This is a genomic window from Lysinibacillus sp. NPDC096382 (assembly GCF_044762845.1).
Taxonomy (GTDB): domain Bacteria; phylum Bacillota; class Bacilli; order Bacillales_A; family Planococcaceae; genus Lysinibacillus.
Genome location: NZ_JBIWFC010000010.1, coordinates 136,194 through 156,062 on the forward strand (window position 1 = coordinate 136,194; position 19,869 = coordinate 156,062).

Sequence of the window (19,869 nt, forward strand, 5' to 3'; positions counted from 1 at the left end):
CCATGTAAATTAGGCTGACGTTTTTTTTGTTGATCATATCAAATAACGTAAGGTTCTTCTGGCAAAACGAGGGGTTGATTTCCGTTCCGGCTAGGCGCTTTGTAGCTGCCGCTTCGCTTTCGCTACAGAAAACATTTGCAGCTGACGCTTCGCTTTCGCACAGAGCAAAGCTTCCTGGGGGCGTCCGATGAGCCCCAAGGGGTCGCCTAGCCTCCGCTCCAATCAACCACTTTACATAGCATGTATCTTTTGACATGACACTCTAATTTTTAATAATAAAAAAAGTAGGGATGATGAAATCCCCACTGATTATAGTTTTACTTAATTATTCCTCAATTTTTTTGAATAGTAGACTAGCGTTGTGTCCACCAAATCCAAGTGAGTTACTCATAGCATATTTAATCTCTGCTTTTCGAGCTTCATTCGGTACATAATCTAAATCACAATCTGGATCTGGATCTGTTAAATTAATAGTCGGTGGTAAAATGCCTTCTTTAAGTGCTAGCGCTGTGAAAATAGCTTCAACACCACCAGCTGCACCTAATAAGTGACCTGTCATTGATTTTGTAGAACTCATTGCAAGATTATAGGCATGTTCACCAAAGACTGTTTTTACTGCCTGTGTTTCAAATAAATCGTTATATGGTGTACTTGTTCCATGTGCGTTAATATAGTCTACTTGTGAAGCTTCTACGCCTCCATCAGTTAAAGCTTGCATCATTGCACGAGAAGCACCTTCTCCTTCTGGAGCTGGAGCGGTAATATGATGCGCATCCCCTGTTGCACCATAGCCAAGAACTTCTGCGTAGATTTTTGCACCGCGTGCTTTTGCGTGCTCGTACTCTTCCAAAATAACAATACCCGCACCTTCACCGATGATGAAACCATCGCGATTCTTATCGAATGGACGGCAAGCTGTTGCTGGATCTGTATTTAAAGATAATGCAGTATTTGCGCAGAAGCCTGCTACTGCCATCGTAACGATTGGCGACTCTGCACCACCAGAAATCATAACATCTGCATCGCCACGCTCAATTACTTTAAAAGCATCCCCAATGGAGTTTGTACCTGAAGCACAAGCAGTTACTGAACAAGAATTAATGCCCTTTGCCCCAAAGTGTATCGACACTTGGCCTGAAGCCATATCTGGAATCATCATTGGAATAAAGAATGGACTTACACGTCTTGCTCCGCGCTCTTGGAATGTTAAAAATTGTTGTTCGTATGTTTCCATACCACCGATTCCAGAGCCAATCCAGACACCTGCTCGTGGTGCTAGTTCTTCATCGATTGTTAATTGTGCATCTTCCATCGCCATGATAGACGCTGCTAAGGCATACTGTGTAAAGCGATCCATTTTACGAGCTTCCTTACGTTCAATATACTTTTCAATATTGAAGTCTTTCACTTCAGCGGCTATTTTCGCTGCGAAAAGATCTTTATTTAAACGTGTTAACTCGCCAACGCCAGATTTTCCTGCTTTAATGTTAGTCCATGTTTCTTCGATGCTATTCCCTAGTGGTGTAACTGCGCCAATTCCTGTAATTACTACTCGTCGTTTACTCATTGTCTTACTCCCCTCAAGCATTTTTCGTTTTTTATTTTCCCCATCTAATTGTAACGGCACCCCATGTTAAGCCACCGCCAAATCCAACAAGTACTAATAAATCATCATCTTTAATCTTACCTGCCTCAAGCTCATCTACCAAGGAAATACCAATAGACGCTGCCGATGTATTACCATATTTATGAATCGTTTTCGACATTTTTTCCGGTGGTAGTTCTAGACGCTCACGAGCAGATTCCATAATTCGAATATTCGCCTGATGCGGCACTAAAAAATCTACGTCGTCTTTTGTTAAACCTGCTTTTTCTAAAACGTTTACAGCAGATTCACCCATTTGACGAACTGCAAACTTAAATACTTCACGGCCATTCATAGCGATTGTATCCTGCTGTGTTAAATACAAATTCTTTCCACCTGTACCGTCAGCTCCAAGCTCAAATGATAAAATACCTCTACCTTCTGATACTGGACCAACAATTGCTGCACTTGCACCGTCACCGAATAACACAGCGGTATTTCGGTCTTCCCAATCAAGTACCTTCGACAGCTTTTCAACACCTACTACTAAGACATATTTATAAGCATTTGATTCTACAAATTGCTTTGCTGTCACTAAACTATATATAAACCCTGCACAAGCAGCTGCTTGGTCCATCGCAGCTGCATTGACTGCTCCAATTTGCTCCTGAACCATACATGCTACACTTGGAAAATTTTGATCTTGTGTTACTGTTGCTACAAGTATTAAGCCTATTTCCTCTGGTGTAATACCTGCTTTTGCAATAGCCTCTTTTGCAGCAGCTACTGCTAAATCTGAAGTTTCTTGGTCATCTGCTGCAAAACGGCGTTCTTCAATCCCTGTGCGAGTTCGAATCCATTCATCCGAAGTGTCCATCATTTTTTCTAAATCAAAATTTGTAACGACCTTCTCCGGAACGTATTTGCCAATTCCTATAATACCAGCGTTCATTTAGCAACCCCTCTGCTTTCTTACTATCAATTATTAGTAACTGGTCTTAATTATAACTCATAACGAAGGAGAGGTGCAAGATGAATTAAATTTAACGTTCCTCATTACTAACGTGGGGTTGATTTCCGTTCCGACTTGGGGCATCCGATAAATCCTAAGGAATCACCCATCTGGAACGTAAATCAACTTATATACATTGCATACGATTTAACAAATGTCATCTCCAACTTTTAGAGCTGATGCAAGAAAAAGCAAACTTTTGGGGATAAGTGAAGCTGAAAAATTTAAAAATGGCGGTTAATGAAAAAAAGCTGCAATAAATCTGCAGCTTTAGCTTTGTTCATATATAAATTATCAACAACGTAAAAGTCGATATCGTAAAAAGATGAAAGGTGGCTCTCGCATGAATCTGCGTATGTCCAATCTATTCTCTAATAGGTCGTTAAGGATCATATTCTCTTTGGAACATTTAATGCTCTGAAGAAATCGCTTGATGTGTTGCAGTACAGAAGGTTTCAAACGACGTGTTGTACATTTCTTTTTGTTAGGTTTGCTACCGTAGTTGTATCAACGTTATGGCTGACGCTTTAATGGTCTGGTGTTGCGGTGGTGCTTTCGGTTCAATAAACAACGTTGAGTAATACGCATCCGCAATGGTAATTAAGTAAATCACAAAAAGTAATTGTTTCATTCAATGGTTCAAAATTTCATTTCTCCCTTTTTTCAGTTCTATCAATTCGAATTGTCTAGTTATAATACGAATGATATGTAAAAAAGTTTCAAATCAAAAATGACCAACGCACAGATGACCCAATTCGGTATGAGATACGTTAGAACTCAACATTAGTTTGAATAAAAGATAACCATATGCTAGCCCTTTTCACCATAAAATAAAATTGCAGTGAGTATGAACTCTAATACTACAACCTTTTCTTCACTAGTTCTTTTTCTCTATAACTTCTTCACTCATTAAAACAATGATAATAATTATACATGCCAACAATAACGAAAAAATCATGTTCTACATTAAAGTAGAATCAACGAAAAGATACACTTCGTGAAACTGGAAATCGAAAGGTGACATGAACCAATCGATTATTTTTCCAAATTCAAACAACCACGACTCTCTAGCAATCAGCATTTACGACGTCTTCGAATTTCGCTGATACCAATGAAATTGCACGAAAGTACAAAAGTAGGATTATCGTTGTGACAATTTCGCCATGTTTCACAGAAAAGGTTTTTTTTTTTTCGATTTATGTTATGATATGATAATGATATAAAAAAGTTCGGTTGAGGTGAAATTAATGCGATATATCGTAACATTCATATGGTCATTCCTACTAGTTTCAATGTTAAACTACGTAGTAAGTTCTGTACTTGGTGTAGATTTTGATTTCCCAACTGCTGTTGTCACATCAGTTGTATTTACAATTCTTATTTTCATCATCGGTGCAGTTATTCCAAACGAGTCAACTCCAGAAGCTGCAGACAATCATTAATTCAACTAGAAAAAACCTGTTTCGCTCAATGCGTAACAGGTTTTTTTGTTATTTTTCAACTATGCAATGGCCATCATGCATTCTAATGTGCAATGTTTCACCTGGTAATACTTCACCTCGAAGCAATTCTTTTGCAACCGCAGTTTCAATATAGCGTTGCACGAAGCGTTTTAGTGGTCTAGCGCCAAACTGAGCATCTGCTCCTTGTTCTACAACCCAGTCAATTACATTTTGTTCTACTTGTAAAGTAATGTCTTGCTCTGCAACTCGTTTGACAAGCTGTTCGACATATTTCCAAGCAATCGCTGTGAAGTGGACATCCGATAACGCATGGAACATAATGATATCATCCATACGATTTAACAGCTCTGGTTTAAAGTGTTGACGCAGTGCAGCCATCACTAAATCCTCAACTGCAACATCGTCTTCCTTCGCTTCCATTAAATAGCTTGAGCCAATGTTAGAAGTTAAAATGACCACTGCGTTCGTAAAGTTGACCATACGACCTTGGCTATCCGTAATGCGTCCATCATCTAATATTTGCAGTAAAATATTTGCAACATCAGGGTGGGCTTTTTCAATTTCATCTAATAACACTACTGAATATGGATTTCGGCGAACAGCTTCTGTTAATTGACCACCTTCTTCATAGCCAATATAGCCTGGAGGTGCCCCTACAAGACGTGATACACTATGTTTTTCCATATATTCACTCATATCAATGCGAATAAAATGATCCTCAGAATCAAACAGCTGTGCCGCTAGTGCCTTCGCAAGCTCTGTTTTACCAACACCTGTTGGCCCTAAGAATAAAAAGCTACCAATTGGTCGATGCGGGTCTTTAATACCAGCTCTAGCACGCCATACCGCTTCTGTAACAAGTTGTACAGCATTATCTTGTCCGACTACACGCTCATGCAATGTATCTTTTAAGCGCAATAATTTTTCACGCTCACCTTCTACTAATTTCGTCACCGGTATCCCTGTCCATCGTGAAACGATAGATGCAATTTCATCAGCTGTTACCTCTTCACGTAAAATACGTGATTCTGTACCATTCTCAAATTGTTTTTCCATCTCTTGAATTTCCTTTTCAAGCGTAGGAATTTTCCCATGACGTAGTTCGGCTGCTTTATTTAAATCATATTTACTTTCTGCTTCATCTAAATCACGGCGGTATTTATCAAGTTTTTCACGTTTTTTCTGAATGCCATGTAACACTTCTTTTTCGGTTTCCCATTGTTTCAGCATGCCCACAGAAGATTCTTTCAGCTTTTTTAATTCCTCACTGAGTTGCTCTAATCGCTTTTTACTCGCCTCGTCCTTTTCTTTACGTAGTGCTTGTTCCTCAATCTCAAGCTGCATAATACGGCGTTTTACTGCATCCAATTCCTGTGGCATGGAATCAATTTCTGTTCGAATCATCGCACATGCTTCATCGATTAAATCGATAGCCTTATCTGGCAGGAAACGCTCTGTAATATAGCGATCTGAAAGGCCTGCTGCTGCTACAATCGCACGGTCATGAATGCGTACTGCATGATGTAATTCAAAGCGCTCTTTCAAGCCGCGTAAAATGGAAACGGTATCTTCAATAGATGGCTCACGTACAAGTACTTGTTGGAAACGACGCTCTAAAGCAGGATCCTTTTCAATATACATACGGTATTCATCTAATGTTGTAGCCCCGATACAATGTAGCTCACCTCGTGCAAGCATTGGCTTCAGCATATTCCCAGCGTCCATCGCACCATCCGTTTTACCTGCACCAACAATCGTATGAATTTCATCTATAAATAAAATGATGCGCCCCTCTGAGTCTTTTACCTCTTTTAAAACACCTTTTAAGCGCTCTTCAAATTGTCCACGATAACTAGCACCTGCTATCAAAGCACTCATATCTAACTCATACAGTATGCAATCCTTTAACCCCTCAGGCACATCGCCCTTTACGATACGTTGGGCTAACCCTTCTACAATTGCTGTTTTACCAACCCCCGGCTCACCTATTAAAACAGGATTATTTTTCGTTTTACGTGTTAAAATACGAATAACATTCCGAATTTCTTCATCACGGCCGATTACCGGGTCCGTTTTTCCATTTTTTACCTCTTCAATTAAATTACGTCCAAATTGTTCTAATGGTTTTTTGTCATTAGTTTGTTGAAATTGCATATTTAGCACTCCTTTTCAATAATGTTAAGCGGAATCCCGTTCGCCACTCTGTTTCACAAAAATGTTTGACCTTTTTTGACTAACTTTATTTTACAACACACGACAAACCTCCGCAAAGAATTAGCCCTAAAATTTATCCCCTTATAACTGGAAAATTACGTTATAATAAAGTATGTTTCTTAGATTTAGTATCAAAATTGCTCACCATCCTTTTGTAAGAATTGACAATTTTTCACAAAAAGAAAGCGATGTGTTGGAAATATGGTTATAATGGATAATATACAAGAAAAATTTCACGATCTTTTTCAAAAGCACGGTGTTTTTATTAAAGTAAATAAGGATAGTAAAATTTTTTTAGAGGGCGAACGTGCGCAAGAAATTTATTATATAAAAACAGGAGCTATCTCGATTAGCCAGGAAACGGAGAATGGGAAGGAATTAACCATTCGTATTTGTGGTCCTGATAGTATTATTGGAGAAGGCTCATTATTTTGTAACCTTACGTATAATTCTATGACTGCTAAAGTTTTAGAACCCTCTAGTTTATATGTTCTAAGCCGTGAATCATTGGAACTTTTACTAGTAGAACAACCTAATTTAATGGTGGAATATATGAAGTGGTTGCAAACAGAAAATTTAAAGCATCAAAGTCGTTTGCGCGATCTAGTTTTAAATGGTAAAAAGGGCGCTTTATTTTCAACACTCATCCGTCTTTCGAATACTTATGGTAAGTCTTTAGAAAATGACACAATTTATATTGACATCCCATTAACAAATACAGAAATCGCTAATTTATGTGCAACGAGTCGAGAGATGATTAATCGCATGCTTAATGACTTAAAGAAGCACAATATCGTCTCCTTCGAAAAAGGTTATATAACTATTCACGATCTACAATTTTTAAAGGATGAAATTGCCTGTGAAAATTGTCCGTTACAAATATGTCGTATTGATTAATACACTTACATACGAAATCCCCGCCTACCGTAATAAGCGGGGATTTTGTGCTATTAAAGCGTGGCTCCAGCAAAGCGAGGGGTTGATTTCCGTTCCGGCTGGGCGCTTTCCTGGGGGCGTCCGATGAGCCGCTTCACTCGCGTTGCTCGCTCCAGGGTCTCGGGCCAACACGATGTTGGTCACGAAGGCGTTATCACAGGATGTGATGCTTTTAGCCTTCGTTCCTCTATTGCTGATCCCTGAGGAGTCGCCCAGCCTCCACTACAATCAACCACATCTCATAGCGTATGTTACTAAATTTCATAGTGATAAAACAATAAACTATAACAATAATGTTTTTCTGTGCGAAAGCGTAGTATCCGCAACACCAGATGTACAATAGTGTCATTATTATAAGTTTCTTCTGTTTGGTGAGTAGCTCGGAACAGAAACAGCAAAAATCCCTGCTTACTGTTATAAGCAGGGATTTTTTGTTGTGCTTTAAGTGGACTTAGCGTACACCTAATGCCATTTTTGCATAGCGTGACATTTTATCTTTTGACCAAGGTGGATTCCATACAATGTTGACATTTGTACTTTTTACCTCTGGAAGCTCACCTAAAGCTGTATTCACTTGATCAACAATAACAGGTCCAAGCGGGCAACCCATAGAAGTTAATGTCATTGTAACAGTTGCTACACCTTCTTCATCTAACTCTACATCATATACTAAACCTAAGTTGACGATATCAATACCAAGCTCAGGGTCAATTACATTTTCTAATGCACCTAACATGCTGTCTTTCATATCTTGATCCATCTGTATTTCTCCTTCCGTCACAGTGTTAACTTAATCATAGCAGATGTATCTTATTATGCCAAATGCTGTGCAAGCCATTCAGTTGCTGCTAACATACCGTCTCGAGACACAGCATGACCCGCTCTTTTATTTGCTAAGAATTTTAAGTCTTCTGGATTTTTTTCATAGTATTTGCGTAAAGATAAATAAAAATTATACGTTTCATTAAAAGGAACGGTTTTATCTAATTCCCCATGCCAAAATAACACAGGTCTTCCTGCGAATTTTTCTGGTGTTAGACTGACATCATATTTAGCAAGAAGCCCATTCGTTTGTTGTACTTCTTCTTCGGACATTGGCCAATTCACACCGCTTTTAGCAAATTGCTGTAATTGATACTCCGCTAATTTAAGAAATCCTGGCGCACCCATACATACTGCTGCTGTATTAATCCAGTCATAACGCTTTAAACAGCCTGATGTTACAATTCCACCCATCGATGTACCAGCAACGCCAATTTTATCATTCAATAATAATTTTTTATTCTTTAATTCATTATATAATTGTTCAACTTCATGAATAGAATTTAAAACGATATCCCAAAAATGTAAGCTCATTTTCATCTCAGATAGACCTTCACTACGGTCGCCATGTAATTTTGCATCTGGTAATAGGACACGCACCCCCCTGCCTACTAATTGGTATGCATAATGTAAGTTATGTTCTTTTGCACTCATAAAGCCATGTAAAAAAACCACAACCGGGGTTTCTTCATTCATATTTTCCGTATGTATATGTAATAAAGGAATATTTCCCCACAATTCTTTTTCAACAATCATCTTTGTCACTCCCAATTTTTGTCTCATCTTTATGTTAGCAAACTTTTCTCACTGTGACAAAATTTTGACGAATGGTTTACAAAGAGATACTATTCAAATTATATGAAAGGGGCAATAAGCTATGAAACCGCATTTAATCGTTTTGGACTTAGATGGTACGTTATTAACAGACCAACAACAAATTTCAGCAAAAACTAAAAAAACATTATTGCAGGCAAAAGAACATGGCCATCAAGTGATGATTGCTACAGGTCGTCCTTATCGTGCGAGTGATATTTACTATCACGAGCTTGGCCTTACAACGCCCATCGTGAATTTTAATGGTGCTTACGTCCACCACCCAAAAAATGCTGCTTGGCAAACTATGCATACTCCTATTGATTTAGGCGTAGTGCATGATGTCGTCGATTCCATCAATAGCTATGAATACGAAAATATCATTGCTGAGATTAAGGACGATATTTATGTGCATACAGAAGATGAACGGATATTAAATATTTTTAATATGGGGAATCCAAAAATTACTCTTGGAGATCTCTATACTCATTTACTTGATGACCCAACTAGTTTACTAATTCAAGCGAATGAAGTAAATTCCATGATTATTCGTGATCATTTACAGGCTGTTCATGCAGAGGTTATTGAACATCGCCGTTGGGGTGCACCACTTCACATTATTGAGATTGTTCACCGTGGCTTAAATAAAGCAGTAGGAATCGCTCATGTAGCAAAAGATTTAGGAATCCCACGCGAGCGTATTATTGCATTCGGTGATGAAGATAACGATTTAGAAATGATCGATTATGCAGGTATCGGTGTAGCAATGGGCAACGGTATTCCTTCTTTAAAAAATATTGCCAATGAAATTACTACAACCAATAATGACGATGGCATCGCTAAAATACTCATCGATCGCTTGAAATTAACCTAGTTAAGTAGTAATTTGAACATAAATACCCCATTTTTTTCTGTTTAACTTTATTCAAGAGTACTCTTTATTCGATGGGTACTTATTGAATAAAGTTAAACATCCTAGGTTGCAATTATATTGAAACTCGATATGATAATATATCTATATAATATTTCATTCGAAATAGTTTTGAGAAACCTAGAGTGGAAAGTGAAAGCTCGACACTTGTTCACCTGTTATGTAGTATAGGTATTTGAAAACTTCTCATATAGAATATTAAATTAGGGGGACAAATGATGAAAATTTTTACTGATAGTGGATGCGATTTACCAAAGTCTTACTATGAAGAAAACAATGTTGAACTTCTTCCACTACGAGTGCAATTGAACAATAATGAATATGATGATGTCATTTCAATTGATTCCAAAGAAATTTACGATGCTATTCGTCAAGGTGCTCGCCCAAAAACATCCCAAGTATCACCAGAGATTTTTCTCAACCATTTCGAAAATCTAGCAAAGAATGAAGAGGAAGGGATTTATATTGCCTTTTCATCGGAATTATCAGGCACCTATAATACTGCGGTCATGATTCGCAATCAAGTGCAGGAGCAATATCCCTCCCTTAAATTAGCTATTATCGATTCTAAATGTGCTTCACTTGGTTTTGGCCTAGTAGTCGAAGAAACGGTTCGACTTCGAAATACAGGTGCTTCATTGGAAGAAATCGAAGCAAAAATCACAGCTCTTACCCCACAAATGGTACACTTATTTACGGTTGAGGATTTAGATTACCTTGCTAAAGGTGGGCGTGTATCAAAAGCAAGCGCATTTCTTGGAGGGCTCCTAAGCATTAAACCAATTTTAAATGTAGAGGACGGTAAGCTTGTGCCGATTGAAAAATCTCGCGGGCGCAAAAAAGCCATCGCTCGCATGTTAGATTTAATGCAAGAACGCGGCGATGATTTTTCTGATAAAATTGTTGGTATTAGTCATAGTGATGATGTGGACTTTGCCAACGAAGTAAAGGCTTCTATCCAAAAAAGATTTTCGCCAAAAGCCATTCAAGTAACAATGATTGGCTCAGCAATAGGCTCACACGTTGGACCAGGTACAATTGCTATTTTCTTTACGAATAAAAGCTATCAAGCTTAACAAAAACCCCCTCAGCACTTAAAAAGTGTTGAGGGGGTCTATCATTTTATCTTGTATTAACTACCTGTAAAATCATTAAGGGGTGAAGCACCCTTTATGATTGAGCATCTTGCTCATTACGACGTACTTTACCTCGTCTAATAATAACAACTACAAATCCTATGAATATAACCCATACTAATCCTAGTGCTACCATATAAGGTACATTTAATCCTTCATCATTTCTAACTTGATAAACCTCTACCATTTCACGATTTAAAATAACCGGATATACGTCTTTTTCATTTATACGAACTTTTTCTTGATGGATAATACCATTTAACATTTTACCTTCCCCAAGTTGAGCAGGTGTTAAATCAACGCGTTGTGTTTTACTAGTGTTGTTAACCATGATGACCCATTTTTCTTTATCGGATGTACGTGTAAATACAAGTAGGCCATTTTCATTGGTAATAACGTCAAAATCACCTTTGCGTAATGTCTCAGATTTATTACGTAACGATTGAACATTTTTAATATATTCGATTAATTCATCATCTGTTTTAAAGTTGAAAATTTGGTGCGTATCTGGCTTTGTTTCCCCGTTCATCGCAATTTCTGTACCATATTGCACAACTGGAATTCCTGGCATCATAAATAAAGCACCCATCGCCATTTTCAAACGCGTTGGTGGGAACATATTTTCTGTTGCAGAATCAAATGTGAAACGACGCGTTTCTAGGGAATCCACCATAATTTGAGTTGGCTTTTCACCCGTAAAAGGTTCCATCAACTTAGAAGAATCCATATCAACATTTTTAAATATATTACGATAAATATCAGCCGTAGCCGGTGAAATACTTGCATCAAAGTTTGCATCACTTTCTTCATTCGAAATCACATAGAGCGATTTTTTCGAATCTTTTACTGCTTTAATCACTTCATTGATAAATCCTGTATCGACACCAGCAATATTTGTTAAACGCACCCCACCAACATTATATGTAGAGACAAAATCTGTTGCTGATTTAATAAGTGCTTCTTGTACATCTTTGTTTGTTAAGTCCCACTGTACTTGTCCATTATTTGTTGAAGCAATCCAATCCTTTTTCGCTGGATCTTTTGCCCACTCATGATTCGGACTTACGTTGTTTAGCGGGAAATCAACCATGATCGATACATTTTTAGCTTTATAGGCCTCAATGACGCTTTGGAATTCCTCAGATGTACCAAAATGACGCTCAATTGTAGAGTAGCTCGTCGGCATCGATCCATCATATTTCTCAGTGGTAAAAATCGGACCAATAGAAACGATTGTAAAGCCCATCTCTCCGATAAATTTTAGTTTTTCCTGTAAGCCTACAAAATCGCCTCCTGCAAACTTAGTAGGGTCTTGCGTATTTGTATCAAAATCGTTAGTGCCCGAACCATTAAAGAAACGGTCAACGAGTAAATCATAGATGCTTTCTTCTGCAATCGTTCTTGTCGATGCTTCATCAGCATACGCAATTGGTGTAGCACTCACTAATGAAGTTGCTAGTAAAAGCGATGCAGCTGTCGCACTTATCCACTTCTTGAATTTCACATTTATTCCCTCTCTTTCAAACCAATCCATCGTCATTTTACCAAATAAAATAGTCACGTCGCTATCATTTAAAAATATTTTCCGAAAATGCAAAATTAATTACGACAAAAAGGTGTCAACTTTTACTATCAATTCATTCAGTGGCTCGGGCGGGGACCCGAGCAGTTTTTCGAGTTACCTGAGCACTTCTTCGGCTAACCCGATCAGTTTTCTTACCTACCCGAGCACTTCTCTGGCTAACCCGATCAGTCTTTTAAGCTACCTAAGCAATTTCATCTTCTCTCCAAAATAAAAAGCCGTGAAGCGAAATCTTCACGACCTTTCCAAATAATTATGCTAAGAAAGTTTGCCCCATTGGTAGTTTGAAGCCTAAATATAATGTAATGAATAAGAATACTGCAAATAAAATCCAAAACATACCTGTTGGTTTATTTTTCTTTTGACGAACTAATACCATTTCCATCATCCCAATAACTAAAATACCGCCTAGGAATTTAAAGCCGTAGAGCATACCCATATTATAATCCATGCCTTTAATGAATAGTGCCCCACCAGTAATGATAATTAAAATGTAGAATAAACGTAATGTCATATGTAAGCCTTTTGACTGCTTGCCCATTAATGCTGCAATTAAAAAGATTACGATTGCAACTACCCAAGTGGTAATATGCAAATGCGTTTGGCTAGTTAAGAAATTCATTATTTTCCCACCTCATATTCTTTTTTCTATCAAACTCTATCCTACCATGTGATGGAAAGGGTTTCAAACATTACAATAGTGTTCATGTAATATACAACAATTATGCCTCGGCATCATTGTTGCTGTCGCTTCGCTTTCGCACAGAAAACATTTGTTGCTGTCGCTACAGATAAACAATGCCGAAAAGGATAAAAATCCGCGGAGGTAAACTCACGCGGATTTGGAGTATTATTCAAAATGATTTACTAAAGTACCGATGCCCTGGATAGACACTTTCACAGTATCTCCAGCTTTTAAGAATTGTGGCGGATTCATGCCTTTGCCAACACCCGCTGGAGTACCCGTTAAAATAACATCACCTGGCTCTAATGTTACATGCTGAGATAAAATCGATACTAATGATTCTACAGTGAACATCATATCTTTTGTTGAGCCGTTTTGACGCACTTCATCGTTCACTTTTGTTACCACTGTTAAATCTTGTGGATTTGGAATTTCATCTTTTGTTACAAGGTAAGGTCCAAGTGGACAAGTTCCTTCCAAGCTTTTTCCTAAGAAAAATTGCTTATGTTTTTCTTGTAAATCACGAGCTGTTATATCATTGGCAATCGTGTAGCCAAATACATAATCATATGCTAAGTTTTTCGGAATATTTTTACCACGCTTACCAATGACAACTGCTAATTCGCCTTCATAATCCATTTTTGATGAAAGATCAGCATGAATAGAAATTGTTTGGCCATCAGCTGCAATAGCAGTCGGAGATTTTGTAAATACCATTAAGTCTATTGGAGCTGCCTCTGTCCCCATTTCTTTAGCATGTTCATCATAGTTTTTCCCAATACACATAATGTTTTTTGGTGTACGTGGAATCGGTGATAACCACTCGATCACTGTAAATTCACGTTTGAAACTTTCTGCACGGTCTGATTTTTCAGCGGCTTCTACTAATTTACGAATCTGTTCAACAAAATCAAAGCCTAGAGCAATGCCATCTACAATTGAACTTGAAAAAGAAGGGAGAACTTGAAGTTCATTTTGAATAGCGAGTACATCCCATACCGCTTCTTCTTTTTTTACTTTTGGTCCAAAGCTTACATGTCCACCTAATTTAAACGATAAAATTTTCATGATTTTCAGAGCTCCTTCTTTTTTCTACATGATACAACAAAATTATAGAAATTGCCTTACTTTTACGATAACTATTTTTATTCCGAATAATTTGTGTTTTTTCACCATAACGTGTGGTTGATTTCCGTTCCGACTGGGCGCTTTGTAGCTGACGCTTCGCTTTCGCTACAGAAAACATTTGTTGCTGACGCTTCGCTTTCGCACAGAAAACATCCGCTGCGCTGCAGGGTCTCGGGCCAACACGATGTTGGTCACGAAGGCGTTATCATAGGATGTGATGCTTTTAGCCTTCGTTCCTCTATCGCTAATCCCCGAGGAGTCGCCCAATCTCCACTACAATCCACTTATATCAATTTCGCCTTGACGTAATTGCTTCTGAATTTTGAATTGTGCCCGCACAATTCATTCCTTTAAAAATTCATGACATCCGCCAGAGGCTTTATCTTCATAATGAAGATAAATAACATACGGTTTAACATTTACTATCCCAAACAATTAATAATAAGCTAAATCGCAATTAATTATTCTTATTAAACAAGACGTGTTCATTAACTTTATGTTGCCCTCACATTGAAAATGAACGCTAATTTCCACCGCAGATTGTGCGTTTTTTTGCACGAGAGTCAAGCCCTCAACAATTACCCTGCTTTAGTTTTCATCTTATACGTTAACTTGCGCCATAAAGCCTCTAACGGGCCTTGTTGCCATTTCGCTAGGCAAATTTCTGCCACAATCATTTGGACAATAATAATACCGACTGCAATTAACACACCTGTTGCGACACTCACTTTTCCATACAAGCCAAATCCAAATTGATAAAATAAACATGTTCCAATCATTGATTGAAGTATGTACATCGTTAATGACATGCGCCCCATTTTTGCAAAAGGACTAAGCAGCCTTGATATAACTGGAAGTAAACAAAGTAAAACAATGAGCCCCGTATAGCCAACTGCTAAAATTGGACCACCTATGTATACTTTCAAGTAGTCTAGCAAATAAGTACGCGTAAACATGACTGGTAAGCTCTTAATAAAAATGCCAACTGCTAATCCAGCTATTGCTAATGCCAGCCAAAGCCATTTTAGCTCCTTTGCTCGTTCCACTAAACGCCATTTAGATGCCGCGGCACCAATTAACATAAATGGTAAAATTGTAAATAACGCTACAAACCACATGCCGATCCCCGCCTGAACAGATAAATCGGTTAAACGTTGCATAAATGCATCCATCCAACTGCCCGTTCCGTAAGAAATTATCGCCTGCTCTACCGAAGTAATATCTAAATACTCATCAATTTTCATATTAAAATTAATATATCCTACAATAAATAACATAAAAACTTGCATAACGCCGTTAATCACAATACCTATTGACATTAACCAAATAGGGTGAAGACGTAGTAAAAGCAATAAAAAAATGCCGCAAAATGCATACATCATCAAAATGTCGCCCCACCAAATGAGCACAGCATGTAGCAAACCAAATACAAATAATACAGAAAGTCTTCGCAGTCCTATTGCATAAAAATTTTGTTCACGACTTTGCGCTTTCTGCCACTGCATAGCGAGTCCATAGCCAAATAACATGGCAAACAGCGGATAAAAGCTACTTTGTACATAAATATCTAAATTTTGCTGCCACACTGTATCAGATGGTGTTGTAAACCATGATGCCAAATCAATATATGGCATCGGCAAATAAAAGGCAAACATATTAACGAGTAAAATGCCTAGTAAGCTAATACCACGCAAAATATCTAATGTTGCGACGCGCTCCTGCAACATTGTCGGTTTAAACTCCACAAAATAGCCTCCTCTATGTATACGGCGAAAACAGAGCTCTCTAACATTCATTCCTTTATATGAAACGCTATCAGATAGCCCTGTTTACACCGTGTTCACTTATGCATGTAAAGCCCGTTCAATATCGAATAAATATAGAACCTTATCACTCACTTTTATATGAAGGATAGATTCAATCGCCTCACTATAAACTCTCAGCTGAACACCATATCGGTTTAAAAGTTCCTTTGTTAGCGCTGGCTCCTCAGCAAAATGTGATTGAATACGATCTGTTTTATAATCAAGCAAAATCCATTCACCATTCTCATCCTCAAATAAGCAATCAATAATCCCTTGTACAATTTGAGCGTCGCCATCTTCATCTACCCTACTAATCGTAAATGGCAGTTCTCTTCGGATTGTTTTTGCTTTTTTAAAGCGTTGTCCAATATCTGTTGTAAAGAAATTATATATTTTTTTCCATGGGACAATCTTCCCCTCCGCCTCGGTCAGAAGCTGTCTTGCCACTAAATTAGCGACAAACTCCTTAACCTCCTGTACATCCGTAAAGCCGTTTTGAGGTACATGTTGCATGACTGTATGGACAGCTGTTCCTATTTCTGCACCTGTCAGCTGTTTGTCCTGTAAAAAGGTTGGACGGGGCGCAATAGTCGTCGTTTTTTGCTTAGAAGGTACTGAAAAGTAATATTCAGGCTCCTCCTGTCGCTGTAGATTTTCTAAACGCTTTATTTCACTTACAGATGTTTTTGAGCGTTTTTGTGTTGATTTCTGAAATGCATAATGTGCTTGAAAACGCATCGTAATTTCCGACAGCAATGCTTCGTCCTCTGGCGTTTCTAGCAATGGCTGTACCTCATCCTCTAACGCCTGTATATCATACGCAAAATGGCTTGTTTCAACAGCTCGTACCCACCAATGCGATACGTCTTCAGATGCCTTATAGGAGGAAGAAGCAATTTTTGCAAAATCTGCATGTCTCGCAACTGCAGGCCCAAGCCAATCAAAGTAGCTATTAGCTCTCGCGCGTAAATACTCTTGTAATGGGGCATCCACAGGTAAACTTTGAGCATCCTGCCAGTTATCGAGCGTTTTACGCCAATTTTTTACGGAGCCTACTAAAATAAGTCGCTCCTTCGCACGTGTCATCGCTACGTATAATACACGCATTTCCTCAGCCCGCATTTCAAGCTCCTTTTTCTCCTTTAGCGCTAAAAATGGTAGAGATGTATACGTAATACGATTTTCTGGATCAATTGCCTTCACTGCAAGGCCAAAATCTTGATCGAATAAATATGGATTGTGGAAATCCATTTTATTAAACGGTCTCCCCATCCCTGCAACAAAGACAACAGGGTATTCCAAACCTTTTGAAGAGTGGATCGTTACAAGACGTACAACATCGTCCTTTTCTCCAATCGATTTAGCTGTTCCTAAATCATCTCCACGCGTACGCATACGATCAATAAAACGTAAAAAGCGAAATAGTCCTCGAAAGGCTGTTTTCTCATACATTAAAGCACGGTCATGTAAAATGCGTAGGTTGGCCTGACGTTGCTTACCATTTGGCATAGCACCAACCATCTCATAATAATGCGTGTCTAAATAAATTTTCCAAATTAAATCTGACAGTGAACCACGTCGTGCTAAATCTCGCCAGTTTTCAAATGCTAGCATAAATCGTTGAAGCTTCACAAAAGTATCTGATTGCACACCATGCCCATCACTTCGAATAAATTGCCTTAATGCATCATAAAATGGTGCTTTTTTATCTGCTAACCGTATTTTTGCTAGCTCATTTTCTGTTAAGCCAACAAATGGTGCACGGAGCACTGAAGCTAAAGGGATATCCTGATATGGATTATCGACAACCTTTAGTACATTCAGCATAATCATGACTTCAAGCGCATCAAAATATCCTTTAGAGGACTCCGCATAGAGAGGGATTCCCGCAAGCTTAAATTCCTCAACTAAATCAGTTGACCATGTCATTGAACGCATTAAAATCACAATATCACTATATTTTAATGGACGTTCTGTCTTCGTTTTTGTATCGAATACGGTTGTCCCATCCTCCATCATCTGCCGAATACGCTCAATGATAAAACGTGCCTCATACTGTGATTTTTTTAATTCCTCTAGTTCAGAGGCATCGCTTGCAATGTCTTCCGTCTCTTCGTCCAATGCCTCTTCTTCAGGAGGATGCATGATGACTAGCTCTACCGGAACTTCTTTATCATCATACGGCGCTGCTGGCTTTAATGAAGCATTTTCATCATAAAGAATTTCCCCTACACGCTCACCCATAATTTGTGCAAATACATAGTTTGTAGCGTTCAACACTTCTTTTCGACTACGAAAATTAGCGTTTAAATCTATACGCATTCCCGTTAAATCTGGGGCCTCTAGAAACTCACTATATTTTCGCATAAAAAGCTTCGGTTCTGCTAAACGGAAACGGTAAATACTTTGCTTCACGTCCCCAACCATGAATAGATTTCCATCTTGCTCACTACCTGTTTTCACAAGCTGCAATATTGTTTCTTGAAGCATATTTGTATCTTGATATTCATCAACAAGTACTTCTTTAAACCGTTGTTTCAAATCTAGTGCAACAGGTGAAGACTGTAAGTTACCTTCAACTTCTACAGTTAAAATTTGCAATGCGAAATGCTCTAAATCCGAGAAATCAATAATTCCTCGTTCTAATTTTGCCATGCGGAACTGTTCACTAAAAATATTTGTTAATTGGACTAACGTTCCGATCGTCGGACCCATCAATCGTATTTCTTCAAGCAAGCGTGCAGGAGTACGCACAAAATAAGTCTCTTTCAGCTTATTGACAATTTTTTTAGCTGACTCACGTTTTTTCTTGGCAAGCTCTTGTAGCTCCATATCTACTAAAGTATCCTTTGATACACGCTTTAACGTTGACCATTTCACCGTACCAAAATAATCAAAGAGTTCCTGCCATGTTCCTTCACGACTAATACGAATACCTTCCTGAATCATGGCAAAATCCATTTCTGCGGTTTCAGCATATGGAGCAGGTCCCTCGGGCTGTAGCGTAATGGCACGCATTTCAGAAATTAAAACGAATGCCTCCTCAAGACTATGCTTGACTGTTAACTTTACATATTTCGACAGCTCTAAATCATCAATGGTCACGTCCGCAGCTAAGTCATATGTCTCTGGTAGACTACGAAGCCATTTTAGAGGCTCTGCATGTACACGAGACGTATCATATAGCTTGCTTATTAATGTTTCAATAGCTTGATCATCACGATCCGACGTAAAGCTATCAACGAGACGGTAGATTGCTTGAACCTGTGCCTCATCCTCAGAATCGTAAGCATCTTCTAATACTTCTGCCAATATATCGTCCCTTAGCAACGCAACCTCCGCCTCATTCGCTATACGAAAGCCTGGGTCAATATCTAACATATAGGCATACTGTTTAACGATTGCTAAACAGAAGGAATGCAGCGTTGAAATTTGTGCTTTATTGACAAGGCTTAGCTGGCGTCGTAAATGGTTGGAAGTTGGATTTTCTGCAATAGCCTTTTCAAGCGCCTCCGCCATACGGTGACGCATCTCAGCAGCAGATGCATTTGTAAATGTAACGACAAGTAACTCATCCACATTGATGGGATCCTCTATCGCAACTACCTTTTCAATCATGCGATTAATAAGTACTGCCGTTTTACCAGAGCCTGCCGCAGCCGATACAAGTGTATCCTGACCGCTTGCATAGATGGCCTTCCATTGGTCGTCAGTCCACGTTACTTCCGCTGGCTTTTCGGGTATTTTTTGTACCAAC

Annotated in this window: 14 protein-coding genes; 4 read left to right on the forward strand and 10 right to left on the reverse strand. The window is 38.5% G+C overall.

The window, feature by feature from the left end:
- Window positions 1-325: 325 nt before the first annotated feature.
- On the reverse strand, window positions 326-1,567 hold the full coding sequence (gene fabF / locus ACIQZA_RS15425; RefSeq protein ID WP_142510271.1) for a beta-ketoacyl-ACP synthase II: 1,242 nt from the start codon (window positions 1,565-1,567) through the stop codon (window positions 326-328).
- A gap of 31 nt (window positions 1,568-1,598) precedes the next feature.
- Window positions 1,599-2,537, reverse strand: coding sequence for a beta-ketoacyl-ACP synthase III (locus ACIQZA_RS15430; RefSeq protein WP_400941410.1), 939 nt, complete (start codon window positions 2,535-2,537; stop codon window positions 1,599-1,601).
- 1,307 nt (window positions 2,538-3,844) lie between these two features.
- Here ACIQZA_RS15430 and ACIQZA_RS15435 point away from each other — a divergent pair.
- On the forward strand, window positions 3,845-4,039 hold the full coding sequence (locus ACIQZA_RS15435; RefSeq protein WP_402882359.1) for a YjzD family protein: 195 nt from the start codon (window positions 3,845-3,847) through the stop codon (window positions 4,037-4,039).
- A gap of 48 nt (window positions 4,040-4,087) precedes the next feature.
- Here ACIQZA_RS15435 and ACIQZA_RS15440 read toward each other — a convergent pair whose 3' ends face one another.
- The gene (locus ACIQZA_RS15440) at window positions 4,088-6,214 is read right to left on the reverse strand and encodes an ATP-dependent Clp protease ATP-binding subunit (protein ID WP_402882361.1); all 2,127 of its coding nucleotides are present in this window, start codon (window positions 6,212-6,214) and stop codon (window positions 4,088-4,090) included.
- Between the two features lie 270 nt (window positions 6,215-6,484).
- Between ACIQZA_RS15440 and ACIQZA_RS15445 the strand changes: the two genes are divergently transcribed.
- Window positions 6,485-7,171 (forward strand): Crp/Fnr family transcriptional regulator, encoded by a 687-nt coding sequence (locus ACIQZA_RS15445; protein WP_400941403.1) that lies wholly within the window; start codon window positions 6,485-6,487, stop codon window positions 7,169-7,171.
- 490 nt (window positions 7,172-7,661) lie between these two features.
- On the opposite strand, the gene ACIQZA_RS15450 is transcribed toward ACIQZA_RS15445, so the two are convergent.
- A complete protein-coding gene (locus ACIQZA_RS15450; RefSeq protein WP_100545611.1) occupies window positions 7,662-7,970 on the reverse strand; it encodes a metal-sulfur cluster assembly factor in 309 nt (102 codons plus the stop codon).
- Window positions 7,971-8,023: 53 nt separating this feature from the next.
- Entirely contained in the window at window positions 8,024-8,788 is a 765-nt protein-coding gene (locus ACIQZA_RS15455; RefSeq protein ID WP_402882364.1) for a prolyl oligopeptidase family serine peptidase, read from the reverse strand.
- 121 nt (window positions 8,789-8,909) lie between these two features.
- Between ACIQZA_RS15455 and ACIQZA_RS15460 the strand changes: the two genes are divergently transcribed.
- The gene (locus ACIQZA_RS15460; protein WP_142510277.1) at window positions 8,910-9,719 is read left to right on the forward strand and encodes a Cof-type HAD-IIB family hydrolase; all 810 of its coding nucleotides are present in this window, start codon (window positions 8,910-8,912) and stop codon (window positions 9,717-9,719) included.
- A 275-nt stretch (window positions 9,720-9,994) separates the two neighbouring features.
- Window positions 9,995-10,852 (forward strand): DegV family protein, encoded by an 858-nt coding sequence (locus ACIQZA_RS15465; RefSeq protein ID WP_402882378.1) that lies wholly within the window; start codon window positions 9,995-9,997, stop codon window positions 10,850-10,852.
- Window positions 10,853-10,946: 94 nt separating this feature from the next.
- On the opposite strand, the gene ACIQZA_RS15470 is transcribed toward ACIQZA_RS15465, so the two are convergent.
- From ACIQZA_RS15470 to addA, 5 genes are all read right to left on the reverse strand, one after another.
- Window positions 10,947-12,416, reverse strand: a complete 1,470-nt coding sequence (locus ACIQZA_RS15470; protein ID WP_402882367.1) for an alpha-amylase family glycosyl hydrolase — start codon at window positions 12,414-12,416, stop codon at window positions 10,947-10,949.
- A gap of 331 nt (window positions 12,417-12,747) precedes the next feature.
- Complete coding sequence (locus tag ACIQZA_RS15475; RefSeq protein WP_400941392.1) at window positions 12,748-13,116, reverse strand: YisL family protein; 369 nt, start codon at window positions 13,114-13,116, stop codon at window positions 12,748-12,750.
- Window positions 13,117-13,344: 228 nt separating this feature from the next.
- The gene (locus ACIQZA_RS15480; RefSeq protein ID WP_400941390.1) at window positions 13,345-14,247 is read right to left on the reverse strand and encodes a fumarylacetoacetate hydrolase family protein; all 903 of its coding nucleotides are present in this window, start codon (window positions 14,245-14,247) and stop codon (window positions 13,345-13,347) included.
- Between the two features lie 638 nt (window positions 14,248-14,885).
- A complete protein-coding gene (locus tag ACIQZA_RS15485; RefSeq protein ID WP_402882370.1) occupies window positions 14,886-16,052 on the reverse strand; it encodes a DUF418 domain-containing protein in 1,167 nt (388 codons plus the stop codon).
- A gap of 99 nt (window positions 16,053-16,151) precedes the next feature.
- Window positions 16,152-19,868 (reverse strand): helicase-exonuclease AddAB subunit AddA, encoded by a 3,717-nt coding sequence (gene addA / locus ACIQZA_RS15490; protein WP_402882371.1) that lies wholly within the window; start codon window positions 19,866-19,868, stop codon window positions 16,152-16,154.
- Window position 19,869: the final 1 nt, after the last annotated feature.

Coding starts and splice junctions, on each gene's coding strand:
- fabF (WP_142510271.1), bottom strand. CDS start 1,567: ATGAGTAAACGACGAGTAGTAATTACAGGAATTGGCGCAGTTACACCA.
- ACIQZA_RS15430 (WP_400941410.1), bottom strand. CDS start 2,537: ATGAACGCTGGTATTATAGGAATTGGCAAATACGTTCCGGAGAAGGTC.
- ACIQZA_RS15435 (WP_402882359.1), top strand. CDS start 3,845: ATGCGATATATCGTAACATTCATATGGTCATTCCTACTAGTTTCAATG.
- ACIQZA_RS15440 (WP_402882361.1), bottom strand. CDS start 6,214: ATGCAATTTCAACAAACTAATGACAAAAAACCATTAGAACAATTTGGA.
- ACIQZA_RS15445 (WP_400941403.1), top strand. CDS start 6,485: ATGGATAATATACAAGAAAAATTTCACGATCTTTTTCAAAAGCACGGT.
- ACIQZA_RS15450 (WP_100545611.1), bottom strand. CDS start 7,970: ATGGATCAAGATATGAAAGACAGCATGTTAGGTGCATTAGAAAATGTA.
- ACIQZA_RS15455 (WP_402882364.1), bottom strand. CDS start 8,788: ATGATTGTTGAAAAAGAATTGTGGGGAAATATTCCTTTATTACATATA.
- ACIQZA_RS15460 (WP_142510277.1), top strand. CDS start 8,910: ATGAAACCGCATTTAATCGTTTTGGACTTAGATGGTACGTTATTAACA.
- ACIQZA_RS15465 (WP_402882378.1), top strand. CDS start 9,995: ATGAAAATTTTTACTGATAGTGGATGCGATTTACCAAAGTCTTACTAT.
- ACIQZA_RS15475 (WP_400941392.1), bottom strand. CDS start 13,116: ATGAATTTCTTAACTAGCCAAACGCATTTGCATATTACCACTTGGGTA.
- ACIQZA_RS15480 (WP_400941390.1), bottom strand. CDS start 14,247: ATGAAAATTTTATCGTTTAAATTAGGTGGACATGTAAGCTTTGGACCA.